Below are 16,171 nucleotides of genomic sequence, written 5' to 3'. Positions count from 1 at the left end.
CGGCATTACTGACTTTAGTGCTTTTTTACAAGGCAATCGGACGATAAAACCACTAAGGTTGGGTTTCCAGCGGACACCCCTTCCGCCACTTGGGCCTCAGGCCCTCCGACGCTGCCGTGCTGCGAGGCAGTCAGACGCACCCTTTCTACTTTTCATTGCTCCAACGCGCCTGCTCTCCCGATGGTTGCTAGCCTCTATTGGTATGAGTACGTTGACTGTTGCAATTCTGATGTGGGGCGCGCGGGATATGATTGTCCGGAGGCTTTCAGAGCTTAAACAAGCGGGAGTATGGAAAGACTTTTGCGCTTCAGAGGATTTGCAATTAGCTCCCCGCACTTTGATCTATGGGTTTAATGGTTCCGGAAAGACCACCTTATCTAGAGTGTTTTCGTCGATAGAACGGGGAAACTTAGAAGATCGGTTACCAAAAGAAACCACCTTTAAAATCGAAACGTCAGACGGAACGATTGTTACGCAAGACCCTATCTCAAACCCGTTTGGGAATAATCTTCTGGTTTTCAATACGGACTTCGTATCCAGAAATTTTGAATGGGATGCTAGTAGCACAAAGGGAATTGCCTATCTGAGCGAAAAGAAGGTCGGTGCTCGTAAAGAATATGATGAGATAACACCGAAGCTTTTGGCCGCGAAACAGAAAACTAAGGCAAAGGAGAGCGCTAAGAGAAAGGCTGACAAGGACTTGTCAGACTTTAAAACTCGAGTGGCCCGTAATATCCGCGAGGTGGCCTCTTCAAGCAGCTACACACAGTCCTACGACGCGCGGAAGATTCAGGGGCACTATTCAAAAGTATCCTTTGGCCCGGAGAAAAAGCTGCCCGAAGATAAACTCAAAATGCATCAAGGGCTTCTTACTCAACGGGAACCGCTCCCAAGCCTTGCTTTTTCCCCAAGTCTCCCTGAGGGGCTGGCCAATTGGTTCAAAGCTAGTCAGTCGCTTCTCACACAAAGTGTTTCAGGAATCGCTCTGAATGAGTTTGAAGCGCATTCGAATGTTCTTCGGTGGGTAGAAGAAGGGCTTCACTACCATGACGAGCACGGCGTGTCGGACTGTCTTCTTTGCGGCAATCTTTTTTCGGAGGATCGCAGAGCTCGGCTCCGAGTTTTGTTCGACAAATCGTGGACCGACGCACTGAGATCTTTGGAAGATGCCGTGAAGCGCGGGCAGGAGCACCAACAGGATCTAAGAGAGTTTTATCGTTCCATCCCCAAGGAAGTTGAGATTACCGCAGAGGAACGGAAATTTTTTGCCAAGAGCCGGGCGCTTATGGAGACGGCCATTAAGCAGATCGGTGTGTATGTCGGAGAACTTCTCAAAGGCTTGGAAGCGAGAATTGCAAACCCCACCAAAGCAGGGGTGGTTGCGGGGGAAATTGCAAGCTTTGACTTCGACAACTGGCTCACAGAATACGCGACCATCGAGGCAGTCTTGGCGGCGGCCGTGCAGAAGCACAATGACGCCTTTGTAAGCTTTGCAGCAATGCAAAAAGACGCGTTCACGAAAATCGAAGCCCACGTCTTGGCGACTAATCAAAGTGAATGGGACCGTCTTCAGAAGGCTGTCGAAGGTGCTGAGACGGAGCAGACAACCGCGCAAACAGAAGAGAAAAGCCTTTTTGACCACCAACTGGCACTTCGCAACGACTTGCAAGACAACGGTGTCGGCGCAGACAAAATGAACGAGCTCATTTGGGCTTACCTTGGGCATAAGGAACTTCGCCTTGTTGCAGAAGATGGCGGATACAAAATTTTTCGCCCAAACGGGAGGCCTGCGACAGAACTAAGCGAAGGGGAACGTACGGCTGTTTCCTTCTGCTATTTTTTGACTCTGCTGGCCGCCGAGGGCCGTGAAGCTGAAGACCTGGTACTGGTTATTGATGATCCGATATCGAGCCTCGATACCACGGCTCGGACTTTCGCTTACAGCCTGATGACACGCATGACCAAAAAGTGCGCTCAGGTCATCGTTCTTACCCACAACACAAGCTTTATGAACATGGTGAAGCGTGAGTTTCAAAACTTGCAGAAACGAGATGAAACCAAAAAGGTGGCGGCACTCCTATCGCTTGATTGTCGGGCCTCGGGAGATGGAAATGACCGCGTCACCTCGCTCATACTTATGCACAAGCTGCTTGTGAATTATGATAGTGAATATCACTATCTTTTCAGCATAGTTCAGGACGCGGCGCAGAAGAAGACGACCGACTATATGTTTCTACTTCCAAACGCGACCCGCAAGCTCCTTGAGATGTTCGCCACCTTCTGTTCTCCAGGGCAATCCAATTTTGCTGGTGCGCTTGGGGATCACCACGAGGCAGTGAAAGATAAGCTCGACGTTCGGGCCCTCGAACGCCTCGTTCAAATTGAGTCTCACGGTACAATTGATGGGCTTAGCACCCTACCAGACCTTACGTTGGAAGAAGCCATCCGCGCGGCCGATGCAGGTATCAACTTCATCAAGGAGGTCGGAAAGGATCATTACAAGAAGATGGTGAAGGCCTGCACTTGAGCAGAGAACTGCTGCTTAAGAAAGCTATAGGGTAGATAGTACTCCTTCGGGCCCAGTGTGTCCCGCTGTATGCCGCCGATAGCTTCCCATGGCGGAAATCGTCATTCTCTTGGGTGGTGTAACCAAGCTTACCGGCTGCATTGTTTGGAGGTTGCATGGCGAATGCTTTTCCACATGGCACCGTCCACAGAGCACGCGAAGATCTTCAAGCCGCCTTGCGAACTGATGAGAAAGTCTTTGCGCTGTGGGAGAGCCTGACGCCGCTTGGCCGTAACGAGTTCATCTGCTGGGTGGACGACGCAAAGCAAGCAAAGACGCGCCAGCGCCGCATCGAGCGGACCTGTGAGGAATTGCTGGAGGGCAAGAAGCGCCCCTGCTGCTGGGCGGGCTGCATTCATCGCACCGACAAGGCGCCCAGCCGATGGCAGCAGGCCGTCTTGATTGATGGGAAGAGGAAGAAAGGCCGCAAACCGGCCTGAGCGAACGTCCCTTTCGCTTTTATCGGACAGCCGCGGGCGGCTCGCCGCTGAAGCTAGCGTCGACGTCGTTCGCATCGCTAACGCACAATCAATCCTGCGAGAGCTCTGATCGCATCACTCCGCCGCCACGGAGCTTGGCTGCCCGCCCTCGCGATATTCGCGCCACGCCTGTCGCAAAATCTGCGCCGATGAGGTCAGGAAAATTCCTGCCATGAGCCCGGCAACGATGAGATCGGGCCAGGCCGTCGCCGTTCCCCACACGCCGAGTGCCGCGCCCATCACCGCCACGTTGCCGATGGCGTCATTGCGCGAGCAAAGCCAGACGGAGCGCACATTGGCGTCGCCGTCTTTGTAGCGCATCAGCAGCAACACCGATGCGAGATTGGCGGCAAGCGCCAGGAACGCGATCGCCCCCATCACTTCGGCGCTCGGCATGCCGACCACGAGTGTCCGGTAGATCGTGGAGCCGAACACCCAGAGACCCATCACGCTCAGCGACAGTCCCTTGAACAGCGCGGCCGTTGCACGCGCGCGCAACGATGCGCCAATGACCGCGAGGCTGAGGCCATAGGTGACCGTATCGCCGAGAAAATCCAGCGCGTCGGCTTGCAGCGCCTGTGACTGCGCCATCCGGCCCGCGATCATCTCGGTGAAGAACATCGCACCGTTGATGGAAATCACGATCCAGAGCACGCGTTTGTAGCGCGCGTCCATGCCGTCGAAGACCGGCACGCCTTCGGAGCACCCGCATGTGTCGCGATGTTGCTGCCCCGCATGCTGCTTCGGAAGGTTCAATGGCGGCGGGGCGCAGCAGGCGCTCGCCTGGTCATTGCAGCAGTGATCGGCCATCGCGTGTCTCCTTTTCCAGAGGCACGCTAATCCCTATAGTCACTAGAGGTTCAAGAGGCTTGATAAGCTCAAAGGCTTGGGATGAATCTTTCGATCGGCGAACTGTCGCAGCGGACTGACGTCAAGGTGCCGACCATCCGCTATTACGAGCGGATCGGCCTTTTGCCCCAACCGCCCCGCACCCAAGGCCAGCAACGGCGCTTCGGCAACGACGCCGTGGCCCGCCTCACCTTCATTCGTCATGCGCGCGAGTTGGGCTTTGACCTCGACGCCATTCGCACGCTCCTGCTTCTTCAGGACGATCCGGATCAGCCTTGTGCCGTGGCCGATGAGATCGCGAAGGCGCGTCTGGTGGAGGTTGAAAAGCGCATCGCGGCGCTCACGAGTTTGAAGGCGGAGCTATCCCGGATGATCGCGGAATGTGCATGCGGCCGGGTGGCCGAATGCCGGATCATCGAAACGCTGGCCGATGGAAGCCATGACCATGGCCCACTGGCCAAGGGCTAACTCAGCGTTTCTATATTTCCAGTAAAATCAATAGCCTGCACGCAGCCCGAGACATGTGTTCGCGCGGCAGGTTGTCACGTCGAGAAGCCCCGAACTTTCCGGTTATTGCTTCGGCCTTAACAGAACCGCCGGAGCAATCATGACGGGAAGCGCGACGACTGAAACCCAGTACGGAACTCCGGAGCGTATCGGAGAGCGGCTTGGGCACGCTTTTCTGATCGCCCTTCTGGTCTATCTGGCGCTGGGGCTGGCCGGCTTCCTGCGATAGGAGCCTCGCCGGCAGTTTTCTCTACGTTCCGCTGTTCGGCAGGAGCAGTCCGCTCGCTGGGCGGCCATGCGCGGCTGAGGGCTGTCGCGCATTTCGGGGAATGCTGTCGCCAGATCCGCGACCACCTTCCGCCCGGTGAATGGCACCGCTACCGGCGATTTTTCGTGACCTCTCCGTAACGACGTTCGCGTTTCGAGCGATGCCCGTGCCGTCGCCTCAGCGCGCGGTTGCGCCGCCGTCCGCTGTTCACCCTCATCATGTCTCGTACAGCGATACAACGGTAGCGCGGTAGCCAGCTTAAGATGCATCGGTGGTGCATTTTTGGCACAGCGCGTGGATGAAAACAGCCGAATCCATTTTGCAACATTGCCGTGCGTCATAATGAATGTTTTGAGCATTAGATCGCAAAACGATCTATGTCCGAGAGCCCTGAAGACGAGGGACGTCTGCTCTCGGGCGCAATATGACGAGGGACTTGAGAATGACGAAAGTAACCGGACCCCAGAAACTGGGGCCGCTGACGCCGCTTGTCGGCGAATGGGAAGGCGATGTCGGGGTCGATCTGTCGTACCACAACAAGGACGACATCACGGGCGAGACCACCTATTTCGAGAAGGCCTGGTTCAAGCCGATTCCGGTGCAGGAAAACGGCCGTCAGGAGCTATGGGGCCTGCACTACGGCATGACCGCATGGCGCCATGGCGAGGAAGCGATGGACCCGTTCCACGACGAGCTCGGCTTCCTGTTGTGGGACAAGACAAACTGCGAGGTGATGCGCACCGTGGTGTTCGGCCGCGGTATCGCAATTCTCGCCGGCAGCAGCGCCAAACTCGGCGACAAGGTTTTGACGTTCGATGCAAAGCCCGGCGCGCCGCACTACGGCATCCTGCAGAATAAATATTTGCTGGAGCGCGCGGAAATCCGCGACTTCAAGAGCACCTTCACCATCAACGATGACGGCACCTTCAGCTACACGTCCGATCTTCTCCTGAAGCTCGCGGCGACCGGCGAGGAGATGCACCACACCGACAAGAACACGCTTCGTCGCGTCAAGCGCTATCACCCGAGCGTCGAACACGCCTGAGTCCGATACGCCTGACGAACCGGGCTATCATTGGTCTTTGAAAAATTGGCCGGGGGGTGACGAACCGCCCGGCCATTTCTTATTCCGCCCTTATTCTTCCGCTCTGCCCGCGCCGTCTCCGCGCTGACGTCAGATGACGCGCACCGTGCCCATCATACCGCCGGCCTGATGCTCGAGCACATGGCAGTGAAACATCCAGTCACCGGGGTTATCGGCGACGAACGCCACCTCGACACGCTCGCGCGGCGCGACCAACACCGTGTCCCGCCACTCGCGATGCCTAGTCGGCACGCCGTTGCGGCTCAGCACGCGGAACGCATGGCCGTGAAGGTGCATCGGGTGCCACCACGCCGTCTCGTTTTCCATGGCAAGGATATGCGAGGTGCCGCGCTTCAGCGTCGCCATCGGCTCATGCACATGCTCGGTCGAGGCCACGCCGTTGATTGCCCAGATCAGCCCATGCCGCAGCATGGTGCGGATATCCATCGTCTCGCCGCCGACTTGTGCCGAAGCCATCTGCCCCATCATGCCGCCGCCCAGCACCACGTCATGGCGTTGCGCCGTGGCGAGGTCCGGCTCGGGCACCGGGTTATGTGGAAGCGCGATCGCATCGGTGCGCGGCTCGGCGCGCAGCGGCTTGTCGGCGTAGACCATGTGAAACAGCCGGAATTCCTGCTGCTGGTAAAACGAGTCCATCACCTTGAAGCGGCTGCCCGGCGCGGCGGTCATATCGATCACGAGATCGACGCGCATCGCCGGCCCGATCACGACCTGCCCCTTTTCCGGCGCATGCGGCGTAACCGGATGGCCATCCATCGCCACGATGGTCGGCGCATGGCCCTCGAAGGTGAGGCCGAAGATGCGCGCGTTTGACGTGTTGATGAGCCGCAGCCGGATGCGCTCGCCGCTTCGCACCTCGAACGTCTCCGGCGAGATGCCGTTGACGGTGATGAAATTGCCGATGCGGCCCGCATGACTCATATCATGCATGTTGCCGAAATCGTTGCTGATCGAGGCATCCTTGAGAAGGCGCCAGTCGTTGAGCGCCCAGGTGATATCGCGATCGACCGCGATCGGCTCACGCTCCTCGACGATGAACGGACCGGAGAGGCCGCGGCCGACCTGCACCGAGCTGCGCGAATGCGGGTGATACCAGAACGTCCCGGCATCGACGCAATCGAACTCGTAGGTGAAGCTGTCGCCGGTTGCGATCGGCTTCTGGGTGAGATGCGGAACGCCGTCCATCGCGTTCGGCAGCCGCAGCCCATGCCAATGCACGGTGGTCTCCTCCGCCAACCCGTTCTTCACGACGATGCGGACACGCTCGCCCTGCTTGACGCGGATCTCAGGCCCCGGCACCTGCCCGTTATACTCCCACACCTCGGTTGACGGGATGACGTCGGCGGCGAATGAGGTTCTGCCCTGCGCGGCCGTCAGTTTGAATTCCTTCACTGCCGGCATCTGCGCGAACGCCGCGCGCGGCAGCGTCGCGGCTGCGGCAAGGGCGGCGCTGCCGGTGAGGAACGAGCGGCGGCGCATAGTGGTCAGGTGACGGAACGGCATGAAAATGTCCTCACGGGAGGGCATGGCGGTCAATGGTGCGCGGATCGTACCGGGCGCGGGTAGAGTATTCAATTGCCCGCCGATAGAGGCGATGCCGCACCGGCGTGCGCCCTAAACGAGCCCTGCCAGCGCGATCACGCGAGCCAGAGCAGCCGGTCGACCGGCACCGTCACCTCGACCGCCGAGCCGATCTCCATCAGCGATGCGCCGGAGCGGAATGGCGCGTCGATCCAGATGTGGCTCGCGCCCGCCTTCACGCCGTAGCGCACCGTGCTGCCGAGGAATTCCCGTTCCACGATCTCGCCCGGCATTGTGGGGCCGCCCGGTTCGGATTGCCCCTTCAGCGCAAGTTGCGTGTCCTGCGGGCGGAACACCGGCTTCATGCCCGGCGTCACCGCAAGCCCGCGCGGGACCGGCAGGATGATGCCGAGGTCGGACTGGTATCCGGCACCGGTGAACTTGCCTTCGATGACGTTTGCCGTTCCGAGAAACTGCGCGACGAACAGGTTGGCCGGGTGTTCGTAGAGCTCGGTCGGCGTGCCGACCTGCTGCACCTTACCCTCGTTCATCACAGCGACGCGATCGCAGATCGTATTCGCCTCCTCCTGATCGTGCGTCACGATCACGGTGGTGAGGCCGAGCGACTTCTGCAGCGCACGCAATTCGCGGCGCACCTGCACGCGCAATTTCGCATCCAGATTCGACAGCGGCTCGTCGAGCAACAGAATCTTCGGCTCGATGGCGATGGTCCGCGCCAGCGCCACGCGCTGCTGCTGCCCGCCCGAGAGTTGCGACGGGCGGCGGTCGATCTGGCTCGTCAGCCCGACGAAGGTCAGTGCTGCCTCGACCCGCCGCTTGATCTCGGCGCGCGGCAACCGCCGCTCGCGCAGGCCGAACGCGACGTTGTCGCCGACGGTCATATGCGGCCACAGCGCGTAGGACTGGAACACCATGCCGACATCGCGCTTCCATGGCGGCAGCCGCGAGATGTCCTTGCCGTCCACCAGAACGACGCCCTGCCGCGCATCGGCAAAGCCCGCGATCAGTCGCAGCAAGGTGGTCTTGCCGCAGCCGGAGGGGCCGAGCAGCGCGAACAGTTCGCCCGGCCGGATGTCGAGATTGATGCCGTCAAGAACGACATTGTCGCCATAGGCCGCGCTGACATTGTCGATCTTGAGATCGACCGCCTTGACGGCCAGCCCTTGCGGCTTGCCCGCCTGAGGATCGGCGATCTGGGACTGGGTGATGGTATCTGCCAAGAGTGTCCCCCGCGCTTACGAAAGGTGGCCGGTCTTCGTGCGGCGCTCGCGCTCGATGACATATTGCGACGCGACCGTGGAGATTGCCACAATGACGACGGCGATGACGCCAAGCGCCGCGCCTGCCCCGCGACCCGAGGCCGACTGCATGAAGACGTAGAGGCCATAGGCGAGCGGCGCATCCTCGTTCGCCTGCACCAGCATCAGCGTGGCGGAGAGCTCGACCGCCGCTGTTGCGAAACTCGTGATGAAGCCCGCCATGATGCCGCCGGTCATCAGCGGCACGACGATGCGGCGCACGGTGGAGGCCTTGGTCGCGCCGAGGTTTTCCGCCGCCTCCTCGAGTGAGGCCGAAATCTGCTGGAGCGCCGCGTAGCACGCGCGCAACGCATAAGGCAGGCGGCGGATCGCCAATGCGATCACGATCACGATCCAGAACGCGGCGAGCGGCGTGCCATCCCATAGCGGAATGCCGTAGAACGCGCGCAGATAGCCGATGCCGAGCACGACGCCGGGAATGGCGAGCGCCGCCATCGCCAGCAGATCGAGCCCCCGCGCACCCATCAGTTTCGAGCGCAACACCAGATAGGAGATCGCGGTGCCGATCACGATATCGATCAGGCCCGCGAGCGAGGCATAGAGCAGCGTGTTCTTGATGTAGATCGAGCTTTCGCCGAACACGCGCGCGTAGTGCGCCGTGGTGTAGCCGTCGGGCAGCGGCGAGAACGACCAGATCGTCGCAAACGACAACAACACCAGACCGAAATGCGGTGCCAGCACCAGCAGGATGATCACCGTCAGCAGCAGATAGGCGAGCGCCATTTCCAGCGGCCGCAGCTTCCGCTTGGCGATGCCACCGCCGCCACGCTGGGTGGTGGCGTAATCGACGTTGCGGGTCGCAAGCGACGACACCCACATCGAGGCGACCGATGCGACGATTAGCACGACGGAAATCACATAGCCCATCGGGTCGGCGATACCGATCGAGGTGACGCGCAGATAGGCCTGCGGCGCAAGCATATCTTTCACATTGAGAAGAAGCGGCGTCGCGAGATCGTCGAACACTTTCACGAACACGAGCGAGGCGCCGGCGACATAACCCGGCAGCGCCAACGGAAACACGATGCGCCGGAACAGCCGCAACCCGTGCGAGCCGAGATTCTGTGCCGCCTCCTCCATCGAGCGATCGACGTTTCGCAGCGCCGCGGAGAGATTGATGAGGATGAACGGGAAATAATGGATCGACTGAACGAAGATGACGCCGTTCAGCCCTTCCATGAAGCCGAGCTTGAAGCCGAGCCAGTCGTCCAGCAGCAGGTTCACGGTGCCGTTGCGGCCGAAGAACAGTTGCAGCGCCACAGCGCCGACGAAGGGCGGCATGATCAGCGGCAGAAAACCGAGGATCTGGATCACGCCCGCACCACGGAACGTGAAGCGCGAGGTGAAGTAGGCGAGCGGCAGCGCGAGGATCGATGCGCCGACGACCGCCATCGCCGAGACGTAGAACGAATTCCAGAACGAGCGGATGAACAGATCGGTCCGCGCGAAATCGACGAAGTTCGCCAGCGTGAACGCGCCGGTGCCCTTTTCGGTGAAGGCGACCCAGATGACGGTTGCGACCGGCCAGACCAGGAAGCAGATCAGAAACGCGAGGATCAGGAGCGCAATGCTGGCCTGACCCCACGACGTGCCACTGAAGGCACGGGACAGGAATGTCCCGCGCCGTTCCTGTTGTAAGCCGACGGCGGTCATGCGCGACGTCGTCCGAACTTATTTGGCAAGCTTCAGGGCTTCATCCGCCTTGGCGCGGGCCTTTGCATTGTTCTCCTTTGCAAAGGTCGCCCATTGCTGCTCGAGCTCGGCCTGCCGCACGCCCTTCTCCTTCTTCTTGCCGCCGGAGAATGCACCGACGATCTCGGAGGACGATGCCTGTTCCTCGGTGATCGGCATCGCTTCCATCAGGCCGCGCGCCTCCTTCAGAAGCGCCTCGCCCTGCGGGTTCGGCTTTTTCGCAAGCGCCGTAGCGGCAGTGTCGATCGCCTTCTTGGTTTGTTTCAGATCGGCGATCTGGAAGGTAATGGTCTGGTCGAACAGCGCATCGACCACGTCGTTGCGCGATTCCGATTTCTTGACGTCGAACTTCACCATCGAGTTCAGGCGCGGATCGGTGAAGGGGTTCGGATAGTCCTTCGGAGCCTTGCTGTAGACCGCCGGGTTGACCGGCAGGCGGCGGATGCCCGGATCGAACAACAGGTTCTGCCCGGCTTCCGACAGCAGGAATTCGATAAAGGCTTCGGCGCCCGCCTTGTTCGGCGCATTCGCGACGACCGCAATGTTGGCCGGGACGATCGCCGTCACGCTCGGATAGATGAATTTCACCGGGAAGCCCGTCGCCTGCGAGGAGAAGGCGAAGAAGTCGATGACGATGCCGTAGCCGACCTGACCGGAGTTCACGCCATCCGGCACGCCAAACGAACGCTCGGTGACTTCACGGAAGTTGCCGGCCATCTCGCGGATAGTGCCCCATCCCTTGGCCCAGCCCTCGCCCTGCAACACCGTCTCGATGGTGAGATGCGTGGTGCCGGAGCGCGACGGAGCCGCGATCGAGACGTGATCGAAATACGCGGGTGCTGCGAGGTCCTGCCACTCCTTCGGCTCGGGCAGCTTGTTGGCCTTCACGTAGCGCTCATTCCACATGATGCCGTAGCCCGACGCGGCGAAACCGAAATAGTAGCCGTCGGGATCGTTGATCGGGAATTGCCCGATCTTCTCCGGGATTCCGGTCGCCTTGGGCTTATAGACCTGCAGCAGCGACTTCGCCTTCAGCGCCTCGAACGCATCCGGCGCAGAGGCCCAGAACAGATCGACCTGATTGTTGGACTTGGTCTCTTCCAGGAATTTGACGCCCGCATGGGTATTGCGGTTCTGCACGTCGAGCGTGACGCCGGGGTTCGCCTTCTCGAAAGCCTTCTTGATCGGGCCGGTCAGATCCTTCGAGTAGGAGGTGACGACGCTGACTTTTCCCGAGATCGCCTGTGCCTGAGCCCCTAACGGCCACCCAAGCACCATGACTGCTGCGAAAATCTGAGCAAACTGAATGCGCTTCACGCTGTGCCTCCTGTCGAAACGTCCGACCTCCCGGCCTTGTCACAAAACTGTAAGCTTGGCCGCCGAACCTGACCAATAGACTTTTCGGTATGCTGCGTCGCAACGAAGCCGTTGTGATATTCGCAGTTGTCGACAGGAATATTTTTAGCGGAATTATATCGCCTCAGGCACCGGGTTGCGGCGCGGGCGCGGCATCCGGCCCTTCCGGCACTTGGGACGGGTCTTCGGTGACCGCTTCCGGCTCCTCAGGCGGTTTCTCGAACAGCCCCTGAATGAAGACGAAGAAGACCGGCACCATCAAGAGCGCGAGAATCGCGACCGCGATCATGCCGCCCATCACGCCGGTGCCGAGCGCCTGCTGGCTGAGGCCGCCGGCGCCATGCGCCACCACCATAGGCAGCACGCCACAAACGAAGGCAAAGCCCGTCATCAGGATCGGCCGGAACCGCAGGTGGCAGGCTTCCAGCGTCGCCGTGAGCAGCGACTTGCCTTCCTTCTCGCGCAGGTCCTTCGCGAACTCGATGATGAGGATCGCGTCCTTGGCCGCGAGTCCGATGATGGTGATGAGGCCCACGGTGAAATAGACGCCGTTCGGCAATCCGCGCAGCGACGAGGCCACGACCGAACCGAGCAGGCCGAGCGGAATGGTCAGCAGCACCGCGATCGGGATGGTCCAGCTCTCATAGAGCGCGGCGAGACACAAGAATACGACCAGCACCGACAACGCGAGCAGGAACGGCGCCTGCGAGCCGGAGAGCTTCTCCTGCAGCGACTGCCCGCTCCATTCATAGCCGAACCCGCGCGGCAACAGATCCGCAAGGCGCTCCATCTCGGCGATGGCATCGCCGCTGGTGAAGCCCGCTTTCGCCTCGCCGCTGATGCGCACCGTCGGGTAGTAGTTGAAACCGGCAATCTGCGACGGGCCCACGCCCCATTCGATGGTCGCGAACGACGACAGCGGCACCAGATGGCCCTGACTGTTCTTGACATTGTATTTGAGAATGTCGGCAGGGTTCATGCGGTCCATCGCGTCCGCCTGGACGATCACGCGCTGCATGCGCCCCTTGTTCGGGAAGTTGTTGATGTAGGCCGATCCGAGATTGGTCGAGATCGTGTTGTTGACCTCGGCAAAGGAAATGCCGAAGGCACTCGCCTTCTCGCGGTCCACCATCAGGTTGACCACGGGCCCTTCCGGCAGACCTTCGATATAGACCTTCTGCAGGATCGAACCCGCATTGGCGTCGGCGACGAGCTTCCGCGCCGCATCGAGCAGCGCGATGTAGCCCTTCTGCCCGCGATCCTGCAGGCGGAAGCTGAAGCCGCTGGAGTTGCCGAGATTGTCGATCGGCGGCGGCTGCTGCGCGGTGATCTTGGCGTCGCGGACGCGCGCCATGTGCTTGTTGATGTCGTTGACGATCGCCTCGGCGGAATCCTTCGCCCCGCGCTCGGACCAGTCCTTCAGCGTGATGAAGGCCTGCGCGGTGTTGATGCCCTGCCCGAGGAAACTGAAGCCGGTGAGGAACGTCACGTCCTGAATGCCGTCGCGGGTCTCGAGGTACTGCTCGACGCTCTCGACGGCGGCGCGGGTGCGTTCGAACGAGGAGTTCGACGGCGTCTGCACGTCGACGGTAATGAAGCCCTGATCGTCGATCGGCAGGAAGCCGCCCGGCATTCTCGAGAACGTAAATCCGACGGCCGCGACCACGGCGACGTAGACGATCATCACCCGCCCCTTGCGGGCGAGCGACCAGCTCACGGTCTTGATGTATTGCCCGCGCGTGGTGTCGAGCGTGTTGTTGAACCAGCCGAACACGCCCTTGCGGCGGATGCTGTGCCCCGCCTTCGGCGGCTTGAGCAGCGTCGCGCACAGCGCCGGCGTCAGCGACAGCGCCATCAGTGCCGAGAAGCCGATCGCGGCCACCATCGTCACCGAGAACTGGCGGTAGATGATGCCGACCGAGCCCGGGAAGAACGCCATCGGCACAAACACGGCCATCAGCACCAGCGTGATGCCGATGATCGCGCCGGTGATCTGCGTCATCGCCTTGCGGGTGGCTTCCTTCGGCGGCAGCCCCTCCTCGACCATGATGCGCTCGACGTTCTCCACGACGACGATGGCGTCGTCCACGAGAATGCCGATCGCCATCACCATGGCGAACAGCGTCAGCATGTTGATGGAATAGCCGAACAACAGAAGCGCCGCGCAAGCGCCGAGCAGCGCGACAGGCACGACGATGGTCGGGATGAAGGTGTAGCGGATGTTCTGCAGGAACAGGAACATCACGATGAAGACGAGCACCACGGCTTCCGCGAGCGTCTGCAGCACCTTGGTGATGGCTGCGTTCACCACGGGCGTGATGTTGTAGGGAATGTCGTAGGCGATGTTGGCCGGGAAGAACTTCGAGAGTTCTTTCATCTTGGCTTCGACCGCCGCCGCGGTCGCGAGCGCGTTGCCGGTCGGCGCCAGCATGACCGAGAGGCCTGCCGTCGGCTTGCCGTTCAGCCGCGTGGTGAACTGATAGCCCATGCCGCCGATCTCGATGCGGGCGACGTCGCGCAGCCGCACGACCGAGCCGTCGGCGTTCGCATGCAGCACGATGGAGCCGAATTCATCGGGGGTCGAGAGCTGGCCCTTGACGAGAACGAGCGCGGACACCTTCTGCCCCCGCACGCTCGGCTCCGCGCCGAGACTGCCGGAGGCGACCTGCGCGTTCTGCGCCGCGATCGCCTTGGTGACGTCGTCGGAGGTGAGGTTGTATCCGATCAGCTTTTCCGGATCGACCCAGATGCGCAGCGACTGCTCGGTCGAATAGAGCTTGGCGCGGCCGACACCCGGGATGCGGCGGATTTCGCCCATGACGTTGCGCACCATGAAGTCGCCAAGCGCCACTTCATCGAGGCTGCCGTCGGTCGAGCGCAGCGTGATGATCTGCAGCATCGCGCTCGATGCTTCCTCGACCAGAATGCCCTGCTGGATCACCGCAGGCGGCAATCGCGCCTCGACGCGCTTGATGCGGTTCTGCACGTCGACCGAGGCGATGGTCGTGTCCGTTCCCGGCTGGAAATTCGCGAGAATTTCCACCTCGCCGAGTGAGTCGCTGGTGGATTCGAAGTTCAGAATGCCGGAGGCGCCGTTGAGTTCTTCTTCGATCAGCCGCGTGACGCTGTTGTAGAGTTCTTCAGGCGATGCGCCGGGGTAGCTCGTGCCGATCGCGATCGACGGAGGTGCGATGATCGGATACTGCGCGATGGCCAGCAGCGGAATGGAGATCGCGCCGATCAAGCAAATGAACAGCGCAATCACCCACGCGAAGATCGGGCGCTCGATGAAAAATGCGGGCATCGGACGTCAGTTGAACGAGGCTGACGAAGCGGCGTCGCTCACCTTGGTGTCGTCCATCGAGACCGGCCTGACCCGGTCGCCTGCGACGAACTTCTGGAAGCCCTCGACCACAACCTGATCGCCGGACTTCAGCCCCTCGCTCACCAGCCAGCGGCCACCCTGAAGGTCGGTGGTGCGGATCGACTGCTTGGCGACGCGACCATCGGGCTTGACGACAAATACTTCGCTGCCGCCATTGGCGGTGCGCTGCACGGCCTGCTCCGGTACGGCGATGGCATCCTTGTCGATGCCCTGCTCGATCATCACGCGCACATACATGCCCGGCAGCAGTTCGCCGTTCGGATTGGGAAACTCGCCGCGCAGCGTGACCTGCCCGGTCGAGGCATCGACCTTGGCTTCGGAGAACAACAGCTTGCCGTCGAGCGGATAGGCGCGGCCATCAACCACGAGCCGTACCTTCGCGGCATTCTCGCTCACTTCCTCGAGCTCGCCGCTCTCGAGCGCGGCGCGCAGCTTGTTGAGATCGCCGACCGACTGGGTGAAGTCGGCGTAGATCGGATCGAGCTGACGGATGGTCGCGAGATTGGTGGTGTCGTTCGCGGTGACGAGCGCGCCCTCGCTCACCAGCGCGGCGCCGATCCGGCCCTTGATGGGCGCGCGGATCGTTGCGTAATCGAGATTGAGCTTGGCGCGCGCGACCTCGGCCTTGCGCGCGGCAAGGTCAGCCTCGGCCTGGCGCTTGGCGCCGACGGCCTTCTCGTTCTCGGCGGTGGAGGCGACGTGCTGGGAGGCAAGCATCTCGATGCGGTTGGCCTGTCTGGAGGCCTGATCGAGCACCGCCTCGGCCTTCGCCTGCGCCGCTTCCTGCGCCTTCACCTCGACCTCGAACGGCCGCGGATCGATTTCATAGAGTGCGTCCCCCGCCTCGACATCGCTGCCCTGGCGGAAAAGCCGGCCGACGATGATTCCGGAGACGCGCGGACGAACCTCGGCAACGCGTACCGGTGCGATGCGGCCCGGCAGTTCGCGCACGACGGTGAAGGATTCTTCCTGCACGCGAACGATGGAGACTTCTGGAGGTGTATCCGCAACGGCGGGAGCTTTATCGTTACAACCGGCTAAAAGCGAACTTCCAACGATCAAACAAGCAATAGCGACGACAGGATTCGTCATGACTGAAACAG

12 protein-coding genes are annotated in these 16,171 nt (G+C 61.0%); 5 read left to right on the top strand and 7 right to left on the bottom strand.

What is annotated here, in order from left to right; all coding sequences use genetic code 11:
* Window positions 1–202 precede the first annotated feature (202 nt).
* Together OCA5_RS09350 and OCA5_RS09345 are read left to right on the top strand one after the other, a co-directional pair.
* Window positions 203–2,527, top strand: coding sequence for an AAA family ATPase (locus tag OCA5_RS09350; RefSeq protein ID WP_244396061.1), 2,325 nt, complete (start codon window positions 203–205; stop codon window positions 2,525–2,527).
* A 155-nt stretch (window positions 2,528–2,682) separates the two neighbouring features.
* Window positions 2,683–3,006, top strand: a complete 324-nt coding sequence (locus OCA5_RS09345) for a YdeI/OmpD-associated family protein (RefSeq protein ID WP_012563316.1) — start codon at window positions 2,683–2,685, stop codon at window positions 3,004–3,006.
* 114 nt (window positions 3,007–3,120) lie between these two features.
* On the opposite strand, the gene OCA5_RS09340 is transcribed toward OCA5_RS09345, so the two are convergent.
* Entirely contained in the window at window positions 3,121–3,855 is a 735-nt protein-coding gene (locus tag OCA5_RS09340) for a cation efflux transmembrane domain-containing protein (RefSeq protein WP_012563317.1), read from the bottom strand.
* Window positions 3,856–3,936: 81 nt separating this feature from the next.
* On the opposite strand from OCA5_RS09340, the gene OCA5_RS09335 reads away from it, so the two are divergent.
* The 3 genes from OCA5_RS09335 to OCA5_RS09330 all read left to right on the top strand — a co-directional run bounded on the left by OCA5_RS09335 (window position 3,937) and on the right by OCA5_RS09330 (window position 5,714).
* A complete protein-coding gene (locus OCA5_RS09335; RefSeq protein ID WP_012563318.1) occupies window positions 3,937–4,362 on the top strand; it encodes a MerR family transcriptional regulator in 426 nt (141 codons plus the stop codon).
* 139 nt (window positions 4,363–4,501) lie between these two features.
* A complete protein-coding gene (locus tag OCA5_RS19585; RefSeq protein ID WP_012563319.1) occupies window positions 4,502–4,630 on the top strand; it encodes a hypothetical protein in 129 nt (42 codons plus the stop codon).
* A gap of 481 nt (window positions 4,631–5,111) precedes the next feature.
* Window positions 5,112–5,714, top strand: coding sequence for a heme-binding beta-barrel domain-containing protein (locus OCA5_RS09330; protein ID WP_012563320.1), 603 nt, complete (start codon window positions 5,112–5,114; stop codon window positions 5,712–5,714).
* Between the two features lie 129 nt (window positions 5,715–5,843).
* Here OCA5_RS09330 and OCA5_RS09325 read toward each other — a convergent pair whose 3' ends face one another.
* The 6 genes from OCA5_RS09325 to OCA5_RS09300 all read right to left on the bottom strand — a co-directional run bounded on the left by OCA5_RS09325 (window position 5,844) and on the right by OCA5_RS09300 (window position 16,160).
* Window positions 5,844–7,277 carry a multicopper oxidase family protein gene (locus OCA5_RS09325; RefSeq protein ID WP_012563321.1) on the bottom strand — a complete coding sequence of 478 codons (1,434 nt, stop codon included), beginning with the start codon at window positions 7,275–7,277 and terminating at the stop codon, window positions 5,844–5,846.
* A gap of 134 nt (window positions 7,278–7,411) precedes the next feature.
* Entirely contained in the window at window positions 7,412–8,536 is a 1,125-nt protein-coding gene (locus tag OCA5_RS09320; RefSeq protein WP_012563322.1) for an ABC transporter ATP-binding protein, read from the bottom strand.
* A gap of 15 nt (window positions 8,537–8,551) precedes the next feature.
* Window positions 8,552–10,288 carry an ABC transporter permease gene (locus tag OCA5_RS09315; RefSeq protein WP_012563323.1) on the bottom strand — a complete coding sequence of 579 codons (1,737 nt, stop codon included), beginning with the start codon at window positions 10,286–10,288 and terminating at the stop codon, window positions 8,552–8,554.
* A gap of 18 nt (window positions 10,289–10,306) precedes the next feature.
* A complete protein-coding gene (locus OCA5_RS09310) occupies window positions 10,307–11,644 on the bottom strand; it encodes an ABC transporter substrate-binding protein (RefSeq protein ID WP_012563324.1) in 1,338 nt (445 codons plus the stop codon).
* Window positions 11,645–11,807: 163 nt separating this feature from the next.
* Window positions 11,808–14,987 carry a multidrug efflux RND transporter permease subunit gene (locus tag OCA5_RS09305; RefSeq protein WP_012563325.1) on the bottom strand — a complete coding sequence of 1,060 codons (3,180 nt, stop codon included), beginning with the start codon at window positions 14,985–14,987 and terminating at the stop codon, window positions 11,808–11,810.
* A 6-nt stretch (window positions 14,988–14,993) separates the two neighbouring features.
* Window positions 14,994–16,160 (bottom strand): efflux RND transporter periplasmic adaptor subunit, encoded by a 1,167-nt coding sequence (locus OCA5_RS09300; protein ID WP_012563326.1) that lies wholly within the window; start codon window positions 16,158–16,160, stop codon window positions 14,994–14,996.
* Between the last annotated feature and the right edge of the window lie 11 nt (window positions 16,161–16,171).

The organism is Afipia carboxidovorans OM5 (genome assembly GCF_000218565.1).
Lineage (GTDB): Bacteria > Pseudomonadota > Alphaproteobacteria > Rhizobiales > Xanthobacteraceae > Afipia > Afipia carboxidovorans.
The sequence above is the reverse complement of the archived record's forward strand: the minus strand, read 5'-3'. Positions and strand labels throughout refer to the sequence as shown.

What these genes read in the sequence shown, in the direction of transcription:
- OCA5_RS09350 (WP_244396061.1), top strand. Translation starts at nt 203, where the DNA reads ATGAGTACGTTGACTGTTGCAATTCTGATGTGGGGCGCGCGGGATATG.
- OCA5_RS09345 (WP_012563316.1), top strand. Translation starts at nt 2,683, where the DNA reads ATGGCGAATGCTTTTCCACATGGCACCGTCCACAGAGCACGCGAAGAT.
- OCA5_RS09340 (WP_012563317.1), bottom strand. Translation starts at nt 3,855, where the DNA reads ATGGCCGATCACTGCTGCAATGACCAGGCGAGCGCCTGCTGCGCCCCG.
- OCA5_RS09335 (WP_012563318.1), top strand. Translation starts at nt 3,937, where the DNA reads ATGAATCTTTCGATCGGCGAACTGTCGCAGCGGACTGACGTCAAGGTG.
- OCA5_RS19585 (WP_012563319.1), top strand. Translation starts at nt 4,502, where the DNA reads ATGACGGGAAGCGCGACGACTGAAACCCAGTACGGAACTCCGGAGCGT.
- OCA5_RS09330 (WP_012563320.1), top strand. Translation starts at nt 5,112, where the DNA reads ATGACGAAAGTAACCGGACCCCAGAAACTGGGGCCGCTGACGCCGCTT.
- OCA5_RS09325 (WP_012563321.1), bottom strand. Translation starts at nt 7,277, where the DNA reads ATGCCGTTCCGTCACCTGACCACTATGCGCCGCCGCTCGTTCCTCACC.
- OCA5_RS09315 (WP_012563323.1), bottom strand. Translation starts at nt 10,288, where the DNA reads ATGACCGCCGTCGGCTTACAACAGGAACGGCGCGGGACATTCCTGTCC.
- OCA5_RS09305 (WP_012563325.1), bottom strand. Translation starts at nt 14,987, where the DNA reads ATGCCCGCATTTTTCATCGAGCGCCCGATCTTCGCGTGGGTGATTGCG.
- OCA5_RS09300 (WP_012563326.1), bottom strand. Translation starts at nt 16,160, where the DNA reads ATGACGAATCCTGTCGTCGCTATTGCTTGTTTGATCGTTGGAAGTTCG.